The organism is Nocardiopsis sp. NRRL B-16309, assembly GCF_001279585.1.
Lineage (GTDB): Bacteria > Actinomycetota > Actinomycetes > Streptosporangiales > Streptosporangiaceae > Nocardiopsis.
Map to the genome: position 1 here is coordinate 1 of NZ_LGEC01000002.1, position 18798 is coordinate 18798.

Annotated in this window: 14 protein-coding genes; 5 read left to right on the top strand and 9 right to left on the bottom strand. The window is 71.6% G+C overall.

The genetic code is table 11. The features are described 5' to 3' along the window. Positions 1-176: 176 nt before the first annotated feature. The gene (gene ppdK, locus ADL05_RS00020) at positions 177-2873 is read right to left on the bottom strand and encodes a pyruvate, phosphate dikinase (protein WP_053614739.1); all 2697 of its coding nucleotides are present in this window, start codon (positions 2871-2873) and stop codon (positions 177-179) included. Between the two features lie 477 nt (positions 2874-3350). On the opposite strand from ppdK, the gene ADL05_RS00025 reads away from it, so the two are divergent. Next, positions 3351-4061, top strand: coding sequence for a hemolysin III family protein (locus ADL05_RS00025; protein WP_369800871.1), 711 nt, complete (start codon positions 3351-3353; stop codon positions 4059-4061). A 43-nt stretch (positions 4062-4104) separates the two neighbouring features. On the opposite strand, the gene ADL05_RS00030 is transcribed toward ADL05_RS00025, so the two are convergent. Then, the gene (locus ADL05_RS00030) at positions 4105-4830 is read right to left on the bottom strand and encodes a GDSL-type esterase/lipase family protein (protein WP_053614741.1); all 726 of its coding nucleotides are present in this window, start codon (positions 4828-4830) and stop codon (positions 4105-4107) included. 70 nt (positions 4831-4900) lie between these two features. Between ADL05_RS00030 and ADL05_RS30940 the strand changes: the two genes are divergently transcribed. From ADL05_RS30940 to ADL05_RS00045, 3 genes are all read left to right on the top strand, one after another. Continuing rightward, positions 4901-5656: a helix-turn-helix domain-containing protein gene (locus ADL05_RS30940; protein ID WP_197285632.1), complete on the top strand. Its 756-nt coding sequence runs from the start codon at positions 4901-4903 to the stop codon at positions 5654-5656. 220 nt (positions 5657-5876) lie between these two features. Further along, the gene (locus tag ADL05_RS30945; RefSeq protein WP_053614743.1) at positions 5877-6650 is read left to right on the top strand and encodes a DUF6196 family protein; all 774 of its coding nucleotides are present in this window, start codon (positions 5877-5879) and stop codon (positions 6648-6650) included. Then, positions 6640-7173, top strand: coding sequence for an ABATE domain-containing protein (locus ADL05_RS00045; RefSeq protein ID WP_053614744.1), 534 nt, complete (start codon positions 6640-6642; stop codon positions 7171-7173). Before ADL05_RS30945 ends, ADL05_RS00045 begins: the two co-directional genes overlap by 11 nt. Positions 7174-7222: 49 nt before the next feature. Here ADL05_RS00045 and ADL05_RS00050 read toward each other — a convergent pair whose 3' ends face one another. Both ADL05_RS00050 and ADL05_RS00055 read right to left on the bottom strand, forming a co-directional pair. Then, positions 7223-8608 carry a permease prefix domain 1-containing protein gene (locus tag ADL05_RS00050; protein ID WP_156365670.1) on the bottom strand — a complete coding sequence of 462 codons (1386 nt, stop codon included), beginning with the start codon at positions 8606-8608 and terminating at the stop codon, positions 7223-7225. Next, the gene (locus ADL05_RS00055; RefSeq protein ID WP_053614746.1) at positions 8605-8979 is read right to left on the bottom strand and encodes a PadR family transcriptional regulator; all 375 of its coding nucleotides are present in this window, start codon (positions 8977-8979) and stop codon (positions 8605-8607) included. Before ADL05_RS00055 ends, ADL05_RS00050 begins: the two co-directional genes overlap by 4 nt. A 390-nt stretch (positions 8980-9369) precedes the next feature. On the opposite strand from ADL05_RS00055, the gene ADL05_RS00060 reads away from it, so the two are divergent. Next, positions 9370-9597 (top strand): hypothetical protein, encoded by a 228-nt coding sequence (locus ADL05_RS00060; protein ID WP_156365660.1) that lies wholly within the window; start codon positions 9370-9372, stop codon positions 9595-9597. A gap of 72 nt (positions 9598-9669) precedes the next feature. Here ADL05_RS00060 and ADL05_RS00065 read toward each other — a convergent pair whose 3' ends face one another. From ADL05_RS00065 to ADL05_RS00085, 5 genes are all read right to left on the bottom strand, one after another. Next, entirely contained in the window at positions 9670-12192 is a 2523-nt protein-coding gene (locus ADL05_RS00065) for a M48 family metalloprotease (protein WP_156365661.1), read from the bottom strand. Further along, the gene (locus ADL05_RS00070; protein WP_053614749.1) at positions 12182-12697 is read right to left on the bottom strand and encodes a hypothetical protein; all 516 of its coding nucleotides are present in this window, start codon (positions 12695-12697) and stop codon (positions 12182-12184) included. The genes ADL05_RS00065 and ADL05_RS00070 overlap by 11 nt, the downstream gene beginning before the upstream one ends. Positions 12698-12940: 243 nt before the next feature. Beyond that, entirely contained in the window at positions 12941-14329 is a 1389-nt protein-coding gene (locus tag ADL05_RS00075) for a glycine--tRNA ligase (RefSeq protein WP_197285633.1), read from the bottom strand. Positions 14330-14522: 193 nt separating this feature from the next. Next, positions 14523-14819, bottom strand: a complete 297-nt coding sequence (locus ADL05_RS00080) for an antibiotic biosynthesis monooxygenase (protein ID WP_053614751.1) — start codon at positions 14817-14819, stop codon at positions 14523-14525. 123 nt (positions 14820-14942) lie between these two features. After that, on the bottom strand, positions 14943-18620 hold the full coding sequence (locus ADL05_RS00085; protein WP_053614752.1) for a CDP-glycerol glycerophosphotransferase family protein: 3678 nt from the start codon (positions 18618-18620) through the stop codon (positions 14943-14945). Positions 18621-18798: the final 178 nt, after the last annotated feature.

An 18798-nucleotide genomic window follows, 5' to 3' on the forward strand; every position in this document is an offset into this window, starting at 1 on the left:
AGACTCCTCCTGCAGGCACCGGCACGCCCCTCACCCGTGCTCGCCTTAGGCCTCCGCTCGTCCCTCACTTCGGCCAGGGCGCTTCACGCCGCGGCCTTCCGGCCCTTTCCGTCGGGGTGCACACCACCGCCCCCGCGGTGACCCGCGGGGGCGGTGGGGCGGAGGACGGGTGCCGGTCAGCCCGAGGCGCGGCCCGCGGCCCGGCCGGCCTCCAGGCGCGCCACCGGTACTCGGAACGGCGAGCAGGACACGTAGTCCAGCCCCACCTCGTGGAAGAAGTGCACCGAGGCCGGGTCGCCGCCGTGCTCACCGCACACGCCGAGCTTGATCCCCGGGCGCGCGGCCCGCCCCTCCTCGACGGCGATGCGGATGAGGCGGCCGACGCCGTCGACGTCCAGCGACTCGAACGGCGAGACCCCGAAGACGCCCTTCTCCAGGTAGGCGGAGAAGAACGAGGCCTCCACGTCGTCGCGGGAGAAGCCCCACACGGTCTGGGTGAGGTCGTTGGTGCCGAAGGAGAAGAACGCCGCGTGCTCGGCGATCTGCCCGGCGGTGAGCGCGGCGCGGGGCAGTTCGATCATGGTGCCGACCGGGAAGTCCAGGTCGAGGCCGTTCTCCTCGCCCACCTCGCGCAGGACGCGCAGTGCGTCGTCGCGGATGATCTCCAGCTCCTGCACCGTGCCCACCAGCGGGATCATGATCTCCGGGCGCGGCTGTCCGCCCGCCCTGATCCGGTCCACCGCTGCCTGGGCGATGGCGCGCACCTGCATCGTGAACAGGCCGGGGACGACCAGCCCGAGGCGCACGCCGCGCAGGCCCAGCATCGGGTTCTGCTCGTGCAGCTTGTGCACGGCCTGGAGCACCCGCAGGTCGTTCTCGTGGCTCTCACCGCGCGCCTCGGCCACGGCCACGCGCACCGACAGCTCGGTGATGTCGGGCAGGAACTCGTGCAGCGGCGGGTCCAGCAGGCGCACGGTGACCGGGAGGCCGTCCATGGCGCCGAGGATGCCGTTGAAGTCCTCGCGCTGGAGGGGCAGGAGCGCGCCGAGCGCCTCGCCCTGCTCCTCCTCGGTGTCGGCCAGGATGAGCCGCTCGACCAGCTGGCGGCGGTCGCCGAGGAACATGTGCTCGGTCCGGCACAGCCCGATGCCCTGGGCACCCATGCGGCGGGCGCGGGCGGCGTCCTCGGGGGTGTCGGCGTTGGCGCGCACGTACATGCGGCGGGCGGCGTCCACGTAGTGCATCAGCCGGTCCACGGCGCGCACGAGGTCGTCGGCCTGGTCCGAGGCGGGGTCGATCTCCCCCTCGAAGTAGCGCACGACCGGCGAGTCCACGACGGGGACCTCGCCGAGGTAGACCTGGCCGCTGGTGCCGTCGATGGAGATGACGTCGCCCTCCTCGACCACCTCGCCGCCGGGCCCGGTCATCCGCCGGTTCTTGGTGTCGATGTCGAGCTCCTCGGCACCGCACACGCACGTCTTGCCCATGCCGCGGGCGACCACGGCGGCGTGCGAGGTCTTGCCGCCGCGGCTGGTGAGGATGCCCTCGGCGGCGATCATGCCCTCCAGGTCGTCGGGGTTGGTCTCCCGGCGGCAGAGGATGACCTTCTCGCCGCTGCGGGACCACTTGACGGCGGTGTAGGAGTCGAAGACGGCCTTGCCGACCGCGGCCCCGGGCGAGGCGTTCATGCCGCGGCCGAGCCGGCGCACGTCGGGGTCGGTGGCCGCGCGGTCGTCGAAGCGGGGGAACATCAGCTGGGCGAGCTGGTCGCCGGTGACGCGCTGGACCGCCTCGTCGAGGGTGATCATGCCCTGGTCGACGAGCTGGTCGGCGATGCGGAAGGCGGCGCCCGCGGTGCGCTTGCCCACGCGGGTCTGGAGCATCCACAGCTTGCCGCGCTCGATCGTGAACTCGATGTCGCACAGGTCGCGGTAGTGGTTCTCCAGGGTCTCCATGATGCCCATCAGCTCCTGGTAGCTGCGGGCGTCGATCTTCTCCAGATCGGCGAGGGGGACGGTGTTGCGGATACCGGCCACCACGTCCTCGCCCTGGGCGTTCTGGAGGTAGTCGCCGTAGACCCCCTGCTGGCCGGAGGCGGGGTCGCGGGTGAAGGCGACGCCGGTGCCCGAGTCCATGCCGAGGTTGCCGAAGACCATGGAGCAGATGTTGACCGCGGTGCCCAGGTCGGAGGGGATGCGCTCCTGGCGGCGGTAGAGCACCGCGCGGGGGGCGTTCCAGGAGTCGAAGACCGCCTTGACGGCGAGGGTCATCTGTTCGCGGGGGTCGGTCGGGAAGGGGCGGCCGGTCTGCTCGTGGACGATGTCCTTGAAGCGGGCGACGAGGTCGCGGAAGTCCGAGGCGTCCAGGTCGAGGTCGTTCGTGATGCCCTTGGCGGCCTTGGCCTCGTCGATGGCGTCCTCGAAGAGCTCGCCGTCGATGTCCTGGACGGTCTTGCCGAACATCTGGATGAGGCGGCGGTAGGAGTCCCACGCGAAGCGCTCGTTGCCGCCCTGGGCGGCCAGGCCGACGACCGACTCGTCGTTGAGGCCGATGTTGAGGACGGTCTCCATCATGCCGGGCATGGAGAACCGGGCGCCCGACCGTACGCTCACCAGGAGCGGATCGTCGGGCTGGCCGAGCCGGCGGCCCATGGCCTTCTCCAGCTCCTTGAGGTTGTCCTCGATCTCGGCGTCGAGCCCGGCCGGAACGCTGCCGTTCTCCAGGTAGTGCCGGCACGCCTTGGTGGTGATCGTGAAACCGGGGGGCACCGGCAGACCGAGGTTGGTCATCTCGGCGAGGTTGGCCCCCTTTCCGCCGAGGAGATCCTTCTGGTCCTTGCTGCCCTCGGTGAAGTTGTAGACGTACTTGGCCACGGGGGTGCTCCCTCGTTCTTCTCGACGGCTCCGCGGTGGGATCGGCCCCTCGCCCGGATGGGTCCGGACTCTATCCGCACCGTGCGCGACTCCCCTGTCATGAACTCCCCGATTGCGGCGTTTTCGCAGTTCAGAGATGTTAAACAGGTCTATACCAATGGTTCAGCTCGGGTACACCTGCCCCTGGTGTCCAGAATACGACCGCAGGAGGCCCCGATCCGAGCGACACCGCCGCCGACCTGGGAACTCCTCCCCGGCGACAGGAGGCGACCGAGGCCGGAACCGGCCGCTGGAGGCACACGACCCTCCAGAACCACACCCGCCACGCCGGATGCCGACGGTAGCGCCCACACGGGCCCGACTGCCGAGATGTGCGACTCGACACAGCATTACCTCGCAGTAACCTACGGGGCCGTAAGTTAGGCTGCCCGTGAGGCCCGCATCGACGCGGGACGGGTGGACGCGAGGAGTGCGACGGTGCCGGAGGAGCAGCAACACCAAGGCGAAACGGTGAGGACCAGGGCGCGTGAAGCCGCCGAGGACCTCCTGGAGGCGGTCAAGCCCCGACTGCGCGGGTGGCTGCACCTGGGCACGGCGCCGCTCGCCCTGGCGGCGGGCATCGTCCTGGTGTGCCTGTCGCCCACCCTCCCCGCGATGGCCGCGAGCGCGGTGTACGCGCTCAGCTCGGTGCTGCTGTTCAGCACCTCGGCCGTCTACCACGTGGGCCGCTGGTCACCGCGCGCGCAGCGGGTCCTGCGCCGCCTGGACCACTCCAACATCTACCTCATCATCGCGGGCACCTACACGCCCTTCGTCATCCTGGTCCTGGACGGAGCGCTGCGCACGGCGATGCTCGCGCTGATCTGGGGCGGTGCCACGGCGGGCGTGGCCTTCAAGCTGCTGTGGCTCAACGCGCCCCGGTGGCTGTCGACGGCGCTGTACCTGGCCATCGGGTGGGTCGCGGTGCTGTTCATCCCCGACCTGATCGGCGGCACGCACCCGGCGACGTGGATCCTCATCCTGGTCGGCGGGGTGCTCTACAGCGTGGGCGCCGTGGTCTACGGCCTCAAATGGCCCAACCCCGCGCCGCGGTGGTTCGGCTTCCACGAGATCTTCCACTCGCTGACCATCGCGGCCTTCGTCTGCCACTACATCGCCGTGTCCTTCGTGGTCTACACGGCGAGCTGACCTGGACGTCGCCCCCTCGGACGGGGTCCAGGGGGCCGGCGCCTCACCGGGACGCCACCACCTCCTGGCGTACGAAGCCGTCCACGAGATCGGCGATCATCGCCGCGCCGTGACTGTTCTGGTGCACGAAGTCCGTGGTCAGGGCCAGCCCACGACCAGCCGAGATCGCGTCGTAGGACTGGCGCAGCAGGCGGTGCCGGATGACCGAGGTGTACCGTTCGCGCAGCCCGGCGGGCAGCGGGAGACGCCGCGCGCCGCTGTCGCGCAGGTAGCGGCTCTGCCGTTCGAACAGCGGGAGGTAGGTGACCCCGCGCGCCTCGGCGACCTCCCGCGCCACCTCCTGGAACCGCTCACCCGCCCGCGCGGCGGGACCGTCCAGGTCCTGGCCCAGCACCGGCGGCGACAGCACCGCGATCCGCGCGGCGGTCTCCTCCGCCAGCCGGTCCACGATCTCCCCGAGGCGGAGACGGTACCCGTCCAGGGTCGGCGGCTCCGGCAGCTCCTTGCGCTCGACCAGCCGCCGCCCGTTCACCTCGGTGAGGGACCCCCACACGTCGTTGGAGCCGATGAGCACGGTGACCGCGTCGGGACGCCGCTCGATGATCGGGTCCAGGCGCCGCAGCAGGTCGTACGCCGTGTCCCCGTCAACCCCCTCCCCCACGACCTCGATGCCGTCGCCGTCCCAGCGCTCACCGAGCATCGGCACGTATCCCACTCCGTACTCTCCACGTGTGTTGCTGTCACCCGCGCACACGATCCGCATCGCCATCACCGGCCGCCTTCCCTGCCCGCGGCGCCGCCCCGTTCGGCCGCGCCCGCCTGCGCCTAGAATCGCGGGCATGCCTCCGTCGGCGCTTTCACGAACGTGCGCCCGCACCCCGCTGGTGTGGCTCCGCCCCGGCCACGTCGGGTACCTGGGCCCCGAGCTCGACGTCGGCGTGCACTCCACCCCCGTGTCCTGCCTGGGGCTGGGCGTGGACGGCCCGTTCCTCCTGGAGACCGCCGAGCACGGTCGGCACACGGCACGCAGCGTGTTCGCGGCGGCCCGCGCGCGGCACCGCATCGTCACCGACGGCTGGATCCTGCTGCTGTACGCCGAGCCCGGAGGAGCCGCGTCGAGGACGCTGCTCGACGGCATGACCCTGACCGAGGGGCCCTACGGCTTCGACTCGCGCCACGAGTCCGCCCTGCTGAGCGCGGTCCGGGCCGGAGTGGACGAGCTCGACCGCCTGGTCTCGGGGGCCGTGCCCCCGCCCGGTCCCGCCGACGACCGGATCATGGGGATCGTGCACGCGATCCGCTCGGACCCCTCGTCATGCGGGCGCGCCCAGGACGCCGCCGACGCGGCCGGCATGTCGGTCTCCCACTTCCTGCGGACCTTCGCCGCCGTCACCGGGACCACCTTCCGCCGCTACCGGCAGTGGGCCAGGCTGCGTGTGGTGGGTGACGGACTGACCAGGGGGCACGACCTCACCCGCTGCGCGGCCGACGCGGGATTCTCCTCCCCGTCCCACCTGAGCGAGACCGTGCGCCGCACGTTCGGCCTGTCCCTGAGCAGCCTGCTCGCCTCGGGCGTGGAGATCGACGCCCGGTAGCCCGCCGCCCGCCGCCGGTGCCAGGCGAGGGGCGCAGCAATGAAGCCGTGGGCGGATCGGCCCACGGCTTCGGCGCCCCGTGGACCTCGCCGCCCGCGTCGTGCGCCTCTTCAACCGGGGGCAGCAGTTCCGAGACGCCCGCCTCGAAGAGGGTTGACCTCCCACGGGGATTCTTGCCCCCTCTTGACTAATGGGGAAACCCATTAGATACAGTGGCGGCATGGTCTCCATCTCGCACGAACTCGAAGTCGAGTCGGAAGCCCGCCTCCGACAGGTCCTGCGCGACACCGACATCGACCACCTGCCCGGGGTCTGGTGCTTCCGGCGCTTCACCGGGACCGTGCCGGAGGGGGCCGTCGCCACGGTCAGGGACGCCGACGGCTGGTGCGCCCTCACCCCCGCCGAGGGCGAGGTGGCGGAACCGTTCGGGCTCACACTGAGCACCTTCCCGCACGGGATCGACAACAGCGGATACGTCGGGTGGCTGTCGACGGCCGTCAAGCGCGGCACCGGCAGCGGCGTGTTCGTCGTGTGCGGCGACAACCCCGGCCGGGGAGGGATCTTCGACTACCTCGGTTATCCGCTGGAGGCCGCCGCAGGCGTCCGGGCCGTGATCGACGAACTGCGGCGGGCACCGTCCGGGGACGGCACCGGGCTCGACCTGCGGGTGTTCGAGGTGGCCGAGACCTCCGGCGCGAGTGCGATCTCACCGGGGGCCCGGTTCGAGTTCCGGGAGCGGGACGGCCGTGTGGAGGCGCGCTACTCCGGCGGCGCCGTCGAGCAGGGCTTCCTCCTCGGCCGACGCGAGGGCGACCGCGTCACCGCGGCCTACACCCAGATGGACACCGCCGGGCGCGCGCGGACCGGGACGACCGCCATGCGCCTGACCGGCGAGGGCGACGGCGGCCTGGTGCTCGTCGAGGACTTCACGTGGTCGGACGGGACGGCGGGCCGCAACGTGCTCCGATCCGTGGGGCACAGCCGTGCCCGCTGAACCCGTGGCCGTCGGGTTCGCGAACACCCGCTCGTCCCCGCGCCGCGACCGCATCGAGGGGATCGACCGGTGGCACGCCTGGTCCGACGCCCGTGACGGCCTCCGAACCCTGGGCCGCGCCGTCGACGCCGACGGGCTGGCCGAACTGCGCGCGGTGCGCGACGACGTCCAGGAGGTCCTGCGCGCCGCGGCGCTGGCGCGGACCCCCGACCACGCTGCGGCCGAACGGCTGCTGTGGCTCGCCCGCACCCCGCCGCCCTTCGGCCTCGGGTGGCGCGGGGACCGGTACGAGCTGACGGTCCCCCCGGACGGGACGCCGGCCGCGGCCCTGGCCCACCACCTGGCGAGCGCCGCGGTCGGCCTCCTCGTGACCGGGCCGCCCCTCGCGGTGTGCCAGGGGGAGAACTGCCTCAAGCTCTTCGTCGCGACCCGTGCGGACCGCCGCTGGTGCGACGGCGCCGCCTGCGGCAACCGCGCGCGGGTCCGCTCGCACCACCGGCGGCACAACCGACCGGACGTGTGAGGGCCGCCCGCCCCCGGCGGGGCGGGCGGCCGGAACCGCCGGCGGGGGATCAGGCGAAGCCGAACACCGGCGGGAACACGACCACGACCAGCCCGGCCCAGACCGCGTAGACGGGCAGGTAGGCCGTCTGCCAGCGTTCGACCGCCGCGAAGGGCCGCCTCCCCCGCACGAAGCCCGCGAGCAGCCACGCCGACCACACCAGGTGCACCAGCAGCACGAGGTTGAGGCCCAGGGCGGCGGTCTTGTTGGCGGTGAACCCGAACTCGGCGATGCGGGTCAGCATCGCCGTCAGCGCGACGGCGTCCACCGCCAGCGCCGCACCGACCAGCGCGAGCTGGAGCCAGTCGAAGACGTTCGGCGGCGCCAGCGGGTCGCGGGCCGAGATCGAGTAGAGCAGGAGGAACAGGACCAGCACCAGGACGCCGTCCATGAGGATGAGCAGTTCGCGGTCCACCGTGGTCAGCGGACCGTTCACCAGGAGCGCCACCAGGTCCGCGACGAGCATCAGGAACGCCAGCGGCGTGAACACCCGCGTCAGGACGGGCGCGATGTTCTCCACCACGCTCTTCTTGGCCTCGACCAGCCAGGCGGCCACCATCAGCGCGCCGGGCAGGCCGAACGGCAGGAGCCAGTCCTCCAGGACCGGTTCGAGGTCGATCTCGACCAGGGAGAGCACACCGAAGGTGAGTCCGACCAGGACCGCGGACCCCAGCATGATCAGCGCCAGGTACATCGCCAGCTCGCCCATGAACCGCACGAAGTCCATGCGCCGCTCGTGGGACCGCCAGTGCCCGCCCGTGTGCAGGACGCCCACGAGCAGCCACAGCAGCACCGGGGCGTGTGTGAACGCGAGCACCGCCGTCATCCCGGGCGCCGGGTAGGGGCCGGACGTCGTCTCGAACGGGTAGAGGTTCACCGCCAGGGCCGGTACCGCCGCGACGGCGACCGCCGCCGCGCACACGCGCCACGGGACGCGCCGCTTCCAGGCGAACCATCCCGCCAGGAACGGAAGCACCACGAAGGCGAGGTTGCGGAACTGCGCGAACTCGCCGTCGACCGAGGTGAGCAGGAGCTTGACCGCCAGGCCCGCGCCGAGCGCGAACGCGAGGACCACCCCGAGGTCGCGCCAGCGCCCGAGGCCGCCGGCGCCGTCGTCGGCCTCGGGAACGAGGACCAACTGCTTCCAGAGCCGGTGGGCGTGCTCGCGGGCGAACTCCCGCGACACCTCGTCCAGGTTGCCCATGCGCTTGACCGCGACCAGGAAGGCCTCCTCCTCGTCGAGGCCGTTCGATCCCAGGTCGGCGATCTGTTCGCGCAGGTGGTCCTCCATCTCCTCGATGTCCTGCGGGGAGATGGCCCGGCGGCGCCGCACGAAGCCGCGCCACTGTTCGATCTGCGCCTCCAGGACGCCCTCGCCCGCTGTGTCGCCCATCAGGCGAACCCCCCTGCCGTGGCGTCCCCGAGGGCCGGGGGACGCGACGCCGCCTGCCACACCTGTGTGAGCGCGTCGGCGACGACGTCCCATTGCTTCCGCCGCTCGGCCAGCGCCTCCAGCCCGGCCTCCGTGATGGCGTAGTGCTTGCGGCGGCGGCCGGCGTCGGACCTGCCCCAGGACGCCTGGACGTAGCCGTTGCGCTCCAGGCGGTGCAGCAGCGGGTAGAGCATCCCGTCGGTCCACTGCATGCGGCCGTCGGAGAGCTCGTTGACGCGTTTGACGATGGCGTAGCCGTAGGACTCGCCCTCGGCGAGGATGCCCAGGACGAGCGGTGTGGCCGACGCGGCCACCAGGTCCTTGTCGATGTGCACGTGTACTTCCCATACCTAGATCCGCTAGGGATGGTTACCCTAGCAGAGCTAGGCATAGAAGAGCGAGGCATCGACTCCGTGCCGGAACGCTCGACGGCCCGAAACCGGCCACCCGGCCCGGCCGCCTCGCCTTGTCCGCCCCCAGGAGCCCGTGGGAAGGCTCGGCAGAGCGTCGATACTGGCGGAGTTGCGGATGAGCAGGCAGCCTCCGAGGCAGGCGGGCTCGTGGCGCCCGTCGGAGCGGCCCGCCGGGGACCAGCCCACCGCGCACGCTCATCGGAGACACGGAGTGTCCGCAGGGGTCGGAGGGGATTGGTGGATTTCTACGTTCCCTTGAGTCACAATGTAGGAAACTGTCGTAGAGAACAACTCAGTATGGAGGGGTGCCAGATGAAGCGCTTGTCCCGAGGGCTGGCCCTTGTCCTCTTCGCCCTGGCGATGGCTTTCTCTGCGAGTGGGACAGCCGGCGCAGCCTCCCTACACACCGCTGGCCCCTACTACTCCGAGCGCGACTGCAAAATCGCGAGGGGCGAGTACGACCGCTACTACGAGATCGAGAGCTACTGCTTCCAGTCGCCGGCCTTCTTCGGCAACTGGTACTTCTACTACTCCAAGTAGGAGAACAAGAGGGGCCGTGGGCCGGCCCAGGCGGTGGAGCCACGCCCTGCACGGCTTCCGGTGGCCCGCCGTTCAGTCCCCTGACGCATCCACGTCATGCAGAGGGAGCGCCGGTGACGGGCAGTAGTTGTCCACCAATTGGAAGAACCTCGTGTAGGAGTGATCGGCGCCGTTGAGCATGGCCCGCCCGAAGGCGGCGAGGGCGGGATCGTCGCTGGAGGCGAGCGTGACCAGTGTGGACGACCAGCTCTCGTTGGACATGTCTCCGCGCGCGGCCGAGTCGTGGACGCCGAGCACTGCCTGGCATGCCTCGTCGCCGTCCGTGCTGCCGGGTACCACCGACGCCCGCAGGTCCCGGCGTTCCTCCGGTCCGAAAGGGTCGAGCGGGGCACCGACCGGCCCAGCGTGGAAGGCCGCAACGAAGACCGCCGCCGTCGCGACCGCCGCCACCGCGACCGCCTGAAGACCCGATCTCGGCCGCCCGGGCCATGCCCCGGGCCCCCTTCGGCGGCGCCGGTCGACGCCTGTGCGTACCGCCGATCCCGCCACGGCGGCCGGCACGCAGACGAGCATTAGCGCGGAAACGGCGAGCCCAGCAAGGCCGCCACCCGAGCCGTAGGCGGTCAGCAGGGAGTTCCCCATGATGGCCGAGCACGACTGCACCCCTGCCGACCCCAGACAGGCGGCCCATATCCCCGACTCGAAGGCAGCGGGTTCGAGGAATCCCGCCGCGCACGCCATCGCGCCTGCTGCGCACGCGACGACCCCGGTCCGCCCCCGGCCGCCACGGCGGGCGCCGAGTGCCGCAGAGACGGCAGCGGCCACCACCAGCGTCAGCGCCACGATCAACGCGAGCAGAACGGACGCGCCACCCGCCGCAGTGGCGGCGAGGGCCACCAAGAACGCGAAGAAGACGACGACGCCACCGAGTGCCCGGAGCACCCACGCCGCCGCGAGCCGGGTCTCCTGAGCGGGAATGGCGAGGACGCATCCGACCATGAGGCCCGCGGCAAGCGGCACGGGCCACACGGATCCCACGCCGAACAAGCTCATCGCCACGGCGCTCGGTCCCGGGACCACGAACGTGCCAAGGATCCCGTCGAAGGTCACCCACAGCGCGAACAGGCACCCGAACACCGGTCCCGCGCAGCCCAACCCGAGGACGCCCGCCAGGCGTGGCGATGCCGAGGAGGACAGCCAGCGGCGAGCGCACATCGCGCTCCACGCAAGGAAGAGCAAGCAGGTCAGCCACAACGCGAGGACCGAGACGGCGGTGGTGACGACGGGCGCGGCGCTGGTGGAGGACCAGCCCCAGGGAACGAACGGATGCGGCACCGAACCGCCCACGGCGATCCCGGCGGCGAGGAACGCAGCACACCTCCCCAGGCGCGGTGGATCACCGGCCGCCGCACGGACCGCATTCCAGACGACGGCGGCGACCACGACACCGACCACGGCGCCCAAGAGGACCGCCACGGCGAGCATGCCGAGACGCTCCTCACCCTCGGTCACCAGCCTCCCGGCCGTACCGAGATGCGGCTGTCCGGCGCCGAGGATCAGACCGGCGGTCAGCAGGTCGGCCGGGCGGACCCGGGCCAGGCGCCGCGGGTCGCGGAGCACTTCGGCCCTGTCCCGCGGTCGGGGATGGTAGGAACGTGCCCGCTGCCAGACGCTTTCCCGTGGGCGCCCCTCGGCCATGGCGGCGAACGCGGATCGGAGCGCGGAGGCGGTGCCCGGGGAGCTGGCGGCGCGGACGTCGGCGTAGTGCTCGCGGGTGCGCAGGACGAGGGCACGCGCCGGCTGGAGCAGCAGGAGGGGGACGGCCGCCACGGCGAGCGGAAGCAGGGTCACCACGATGACGGACAACGCCTCACCCGCGCTCGGCGCCGTCGCGACCACGGCGGCGTGAGCGGCCATGGTGAGGGCCAGCAGCACGAAGAAGCTCCACCAGGCCCCGATGGTCAGGTACGTGATGTCGATGTCGCGGTTGCGCAGGTGGGCGGCCTCGTGCCGGATCATCGCCGAGCACTGCCGGTCCAGGTCGGAGTCACCACGCGCGGCGAGCAGAGTACTGTCGACGGCGACCGAGTAGCGGCCGAAGGCGCCGAAGGCGCGAGCTCCTTTCGCCGTCCCGAGCGTGACCAGAACCTGGACACGCTCACGCCCACGGTCACCGAGCACCGCCCGAAGGTCGCCTTCGGCCCTCAGGAGCCGAGGATCGTCGTCACGGACGGGAATCGGGCGCAGCCGGAGTCGCAGGAGGAGCGGATAGGCGGCGTACACGACCACGGTGAGGGCGGCCCACACGGGAGCGCCCCCGAGCATGATCACCACGAGACGCTTCTCCTGCCCCGCCGCGCAGGACAGGTAGTCGTCCAGCAGCACCCCGTCCGGAACGGCTCCCGCGTCGGCGCGGGCCCGGGCCGAGCAGGCGGCAGGGTCGAGAATCGATGGGACCCCGGCGAGTTCGAGCAGGGCGACCTGCCAGAGTGTGATGTACATGGCTCCGACCGCCGCGCCGATGATCAGCAAGACGAAACGCAGGCTCGTGGCGGACGGCAGGACGAACGGGTCGAAGCGCGCGTCAGGCCGCATCCTCCTCCCCGTCATCCGGCTTCGAGTCCCGCCCGCCCTCGGCGAGTTCGGCCACCAGTTCGCGCGTGAGCCGCGCCGCGTCCTCAGGCGAGAGCCCGGAGCGGACGGCGTGCTTGGTGATGGCCGCTGCCACGTCGGGGACGCTCGCCGCCGGGAGAACGGGTAGTTCCGTCTCCGGGGTGAGGCGCTTGGCCGCTCCCGGCCGCAGGCGGCGCAGCGCGGCCCGCCACGCCCGGTCCCACCAGGGGCGCAACACGTCGGTCAGCGACCCGACGATCAGCTCGTTGAGGACCGTCAGGACGATTCCGGCGACCACACCGACGGCGACCGCGCCGAATCCCAGAGGGTCGTCGCCCGGGCGGCGCGGCACTGCGCCGCGGGCGAAGAACTCGTCTCTGACCACGGGATAGTAGGCGGACTCCGCAGGAGCGCATCGAGAGACGACCCGCGCGGCCATACTGTCGATGGTCCGCGGCCGGGGGGCGTCCGGTGGGACGGCGTTCATCGGTACTCCGTGCTCGGGGGGGAGGAGGAGGCGGTCCACATTGTTCGTGTGGCTCCGTAAGGAGCCTAACCGTTTACCGATGCTCTGTGTGGCGATTCGTGCGTATTGGGTGAAATTCCGGCACAGCACCAGCGCAGTCAGCGCTCGACGGCTTGCCGGCCTGCCTTCTGGCTCCAGGAAGAAGCACACGGCCGCCCGCCCCACACGGGGACGGGCGGCCGTCGCTTGCTCAGTCGACTGGAACTAGCAGCCGGGCAGGCGCTCCACCAGGTACATCTCCACCTGGTCGAGGGACACGCGCTCCTGGGACATGGTGTCGCGCTCGCGCACGGTCACCGCGTTGTCCTCCAGGGTGTCGAAGTCCACCGTGACGCAGAACGGGGTGCCGATCTCGTCCTGGCGGCGGTAGCGGCGGCCGATGGCGCCGGCGTCGTCGAACTCCACGTTCCAGCGCTTGCGCAGCGCGGCGGCCAGGTCGCGCGCCTTCGGCGACAGGTCGGTGTTGCGCGACAGCGGCAGTACCGCGACCTTGACCGGCGACAGGCGCGGGTCCAGGCGCATCACGGCGCGCTTCTCCAGCTTGCCCTTGGCGTTGGGCGCCTCGTCGACGTTGTAGGCGTCCAGCATGAAGGTGAGCACCGTGCGGTCGACACCGGCCGCGGGCTCGATGACGTACGGGAAGTACCGCTCGTTCTTCTCCTGGTCGAAGAAGGACAGGTCGGTGCCCGAGGCCTCCGAGTGCGTCCGCAGGTCGTAGTCGGTGCGGTTGGCGACGCCCTCCAGCTCGCCCCACTCACTGCCCTGGAAGTTGAACCGGTACTCGATGTCCACGGTCCGGGTGGAGTAGTGGGAGAGCTTCTCCTTCGGGTGCTCGTACAGGCGCAGGTTGTCCTTGGCGATGCCCAGGTCCAGGTACCACTGGTGACGGGTGTCGATCCAGTACTGGTGCCACTCCTCGTCACTGCCCGGACGGACGAAGAACTCCATCTCCATCTGCTCGAACTCGCGGGTCCGGAAGATGAAGTTGCCGGGGGTGATCTCGTTGCGGAACGACTTGCCGATCTGGCCGATGCCGAACGGGATCTTGCGGCGGGCGCTCTGCTCGACGTTCTTGTAGTTGACGAAGATGCCCTGGGCGGTCTCCGGGCGCAGGTAGGCCAGGCCCTTCTCGTCCTGGACCGGGCCCAGGTGGGTGCGCAGCAGGCCGTTGAACATGCGCGGCTCGGTGAAGGAGTCCTTGGCGCCGCAGTTGGGGCAGGCCAGCGCCTTCAGGCCCTCCTCGGGCTCGCGGCCGTGCTTCTCCTCGTAGGCCTCGATGAGGTGGTCGGCCCGGAAGCGCTTGTGGCAGGACTGGCACTCGGTGAGCGGGTCGACGAACGCCTTGACGTGGCCGGAGGCCTCCCAGACCTCGCGGGCCAGGATGACGCTGGAGTCGAGGCCGACGATGTCGTCGCGCTCCTGCACCATGGAGCGCCACCACTGGCGCTTGACGTTGGCCTTGAGCTCCACACCCAGGGGACCGTAGTCCCAGGCGGCGCGCAGGCCGCCGTAGATCTCGCTCGAGGGGTAGACCAGGCCTCGACGCTTGGCGAGGTTGACCAGTGCGTCCATTGCCTCTGACTTGGCGGCCATGGGTGACTCTCCATCCGGCTGGCGGTCGGTGGATCGCGGTGCGCGATACATCGTTGTGGTCGGGGCGCGAAACGCATGACGAACCAGGGAGTGGCACGTCAGGCGGCCGCGTCCACCCAGGCTAGAGCACGCGGGGACCCTGGTGCGCACGATTTCCCACGTGGCCCGGGGGCCTGGCGACCCCGCGGTCCGCTCAGCCTCGGGACCCGCCGCTGGTGAGGAGCTCGAAGGCGGTCGGTTCGTCGATGGCGCGGGAGAGCAGCGGAACGGCGTGGACCTTGACGTCGAAGTCGGAGAGCGCCCGGCGGTAGAACCCGGCCCCCTCCCACTCGGTGACCACGGTCCACAGCGACGGATCGTCGGCGGCCCTGCCCAGCCGGTGTCCCAGGAAGCCGGGACGGCGGGAGAGCACCTCGACCGCGACCGCGGCGTCGGACTGGAAGGCCTCGGTGTCGGCCTCGGGCACTGAGTAGCGGGTGATGACGATCACGCCACCATTCTGGCCTACCCGGCGGACCCGCGGCGCCGGAACGGGGCGGCGCGGACGGCCGCCGCCGCGATCGTCCCCGCGGGCGGTGCGGGCCCGGGCGCGCGGCCCGGGCCCGCACCGTGGTCAGTCCTTGCCGAACACCCGGTCCACGACGCGCTCGGCGGCGTGGCCGTCGTCCAGGGGGCAGAACTGGTCCACGAACGACCGGTAGGTGCCCCGGTGCTCCTCCGCGACGCGGTCGATGTCCAGCAGGGCTCCGATGACGTCGTCGGACCGGGTCAGCAGCGGGCCGGGCGCGGTCTCCTCGAAGTCGAAGTAGAACCCGCGCAGGTTGTCCCGGTAGCTCTCCAGGTCGTAGGTGAAGAAGAGCATGGGCCGCCCGGTGTTGGCGAAGTCGAACATCATCGACGAGTAGTCGGTGACCAGGACGTCGGTGACCAGGAACAGCTCCATGATCTCCGGGTACAGGGACACGTCGTACACGAAGTCCTCGCCCACGATCGGGACGCTGTCCACGACCCTCGGGTGGCGGCGGACCAGCAGGACGTGGTCGTCGCCCAGCGCCTCGTACATCCGCCGCAGGTCCAGGTGCAGGTCGAGCTTGTGCTTGCCGCGCGTGTAGTACTTGTCGTCCCGCCAGGTGGGCGCGTAGAGCACGACCTTCTTGCCCTCGGGCAGGCCGAGCCGGCGCCGTGTCCGCTCCGCGACGGCCTCCGCGTCGGGCGAGAAGAAGATGTCGTTGCGCGGGTAGCCGGTCTCCAGGATCTCGCCCTCGAACCGGAAGGCGCTGCGCAGGATGGGCGTGGCCCAGGGGCTGGGCGAGACCAGGTAGTCCCACTGCCGGGTCTCCCACGCGAGCTTGTCGAAGTAGTCGCGGGACTTGCCCCGGATGTTCTCGACGTCGAAGCCGATCCGCTTGAGCATCGACCCGTGCCAGGTCTGGACGACCACCTGGTCGGGGCGGCGGTGGAACCACGCCGGCTGGCGCGAGTTGGACACCAGGTAGCGGCTGCGGGCCAGGGCCTCGTAGTACTCCCGGCCCCGGTGGCGCACGGGTTCCAGGTCCGCGGGCGGTCGCACCTGCCCGTCGGCGACCAGCCAGGACATCGGGTAGTCGGCCCAGCGCTCGCGCCCGCGCAGCTCGGCGTAGATGCTCTGCGGGCTGTCGGAGTACTGGCGCCCGGTGTAGCTGTCGAACAGGACGCCCTCCACGACCGGCTCGTGGCGCTGGGCACGGTAGAAGGTCTCGCGCAGCTCGCGCTGGGCGAAGGCGCCGCGCTCGGAGGGGTGCAGGTCCGTGCCGACCCGCAGGACCGGCAGGCCGTGGCCCTTGTAGGAGAGCGTGTAGGTGCGCTCGGAGGTCTGCAGCGCCAGGGGCAGGTGCGAGATGAGGTCCTCGGCGAACTCCACGCCGACGTCGGTGGCCTCCTGCCCGTCGCCGCCGAGCACCCGTCCCCACAGCTGGTAGCCGCCCGCGGCCAGGGACAGCTCACCGGACAGGGTGGGGACGTCGGCGGGCGCGAACTCGGCGGTGAAGCGGCTTCCGGAACGCTTCACCTCCAGCGGGTGCTCCTCGTCGCGGCCGTGCGCCCTGGCCACGAGCCGCAACTCGGCGTCGGCGGTGAAGTCGCCCCGCAGGACGAGCCGGCGGCCCTCCCAGGCGGCCTCCTCGACCACGGGGCGCGCGTGCCCCGCGCGCAGCGCGAGGTGGCCGGTCGGCGTGCGCTGCACGGCCAGCTCCTGGTGGGAGCCCCCCGCGGCGTAGGTGCGCCCGTGGACGGTGTCCGGCAGGACCGGCGCGACGCTCTCCTGGTCGGGGGTGACCAGGTGGGCGTCCCACACCTCCTGGCGGATCACGCCGCCGCACTCGGCGACGCTCCGGTCGAGCAGGTCGGCGGCGCGCACCCGGGCGCTCACCCGCCCGCCGTGCACCGTCAGCGGGTAGCTGAGTACGGCGGTCCCGGGCCGGCGGACCAGGCGCAGCTCGGTCGCCCGGGCTGCGGGCGGCGACACCAGTTCGCCGTCCAGTTCGAGCTGCCCCGTACCGGCGTCGTAGCGGTGGTCGGTGATCCGTGCGCGGGAGGGTTCGACGGCGACGATCAGGTGGCGGTCCCTGTTCCAGCGGGGCCGGACCCAGAGGTCGTCGTCGATCTGGTGGTAGCCGGGCCGCTCCGGGGGTCCGGCGACCGGGTTGCCGATGATCCTGCGGCGGGCCAGGCCGCGGTTGACCACGACCAGCTCGACCTTCCAGTCCCCGGGCTCCCAGCGCCCGCCCGTCCGCAGGCGGCGGGGGTCGACGATCACCGTGAACCCGCCGTAGTCGTGGCGGGCGGCGTCGACCAGGTCCGGGAGGCGGTACTCCGCGGCCAGGCGGGTGTGCACGGGGAGCCTGACCCGGCGGCGGGTGGAGGTGTTGACGGCGAACGCGACCACGTGCTGCTGCCAGCGCTTTCGGGCGCGCAGGTGCTGGATGCCGACACGGCCGCTGATGTGCAGGCGGCCGTCCTTCCAGTGGACGTCCTCGGTCTTCTGGCGGACCCTGAGCTCGTCGTCGAGCCGGTAGACGTCGCGAGGCACGGCCTTGGCGGGGTCGGTGGCGTCGAAGAAGGGATAGCGGATGTAGTAGCCCAGCCCGCGCCGGACCACGTTCGCCTTCTTGATCTCCACGCTCTTGGCGAAGGTCGCGACCTCCAGGAGGTCGTCCACGCGCCGCTTGCGCACCAGGTGGTACAGGAGGCGGTCCAGGACGCCCAGGCCGCGCAGCAGGCGCGGGGACACGTGGTCCAGGTAGGTGTTGAGCAGGTCGAAGACGAGCTCGCGGACCTCCTCGTCGGCGTCGTCCAGGCGCAGCAGCAGCTGGCGGAGCTCGCCCTGGAGGAGGGGGCGGTCCCAGAGCTGCCGGTCGGCGGTGCTCAGGCTGGCGGCCAGGACGCCCATGGCGTGCAGGCGACGGGTGAGGGCCTGCGGTTCCAGGGGGACGGGGGCGGTCTCGCGCTGGCGCTTGAGCAGCACGGTGGCCGGCAGGACGTCGACGGCGGCGGCCGCCAGGACGGCGCGGCGCAGGCCCAGGCCCGCGTCCTCGGGAGCGAGCCCGTGGTCGGTGAGGGAGTTCCAGAACGCCCGGAGCCAGAGCTTGTTGCCCAGGGCGGTGTCCGACACCAGACCGTGGACGGCGCGGGGGTCCTCCGCCACACGGTGCTTGCCGCAGAGCTTGCGGTGGAACCTGGAGGGGGTGGCGCCGAGCTCGCTGAACCGGTGGACGTTGCCCACGACCAGGTCCGAGCGGGTGTCGGCGGCGCTGGCGGCGAGGTAGGACACCGCGTACCCGGTGAGCGCGTCACCGCCGTCCAGGAAGAGCAGGTGGGTGCCCGTGGCCGCGGCGGCACCGCGCACGCGGGCCGAGGGGTGGTCCGGCACGGGAGCGGTGTCCGGGAGCACGACCGAGAGCCCGGGCGGCGGCGCGGCGGCGAAGGCCCGGGCGACGGCCAGCGCGTCCGCGCGCGTGTCCTGGACCGTCTCGTCACCCTGGTCGGCGTCCTCGCCCTGGTCGGAGGTGTCGCTCTCCTCCGCGCCGTCGTCGTCGCCGGAGAGGTCGACGTCCGCGTCCTCCGCCGAGGAGTCGGAGGAGCGGGGGTCCTCACCGGTCGCGGCACGGACCGGGACGAGGACGACCTCGAACCCCGGCGCGGGATCGGTCGCGGCGCCGCCGCCCCCGTCGCGCTGGCGGGCCAGGGAGTCGAGGCAGTTCTGCAGATGGGGCTCGGTGACGTCGAACGTCACGATGACTGTGGGTTCGGGCACGGAAGAAGACACCCTCCGAAGGGTCCGTCGCTACGGGCAACGTGCGGACACGACGCGGTCCGCGTTGTCAGTGGGGTACCCACCGAATGTAGAGGATCCCTGACCCAACGTGCGCCGCGAGGGGCACGTACCTGGTGGGAGAGCCGACACCGCGACGCGCACCGGTCCGGATTCCGCG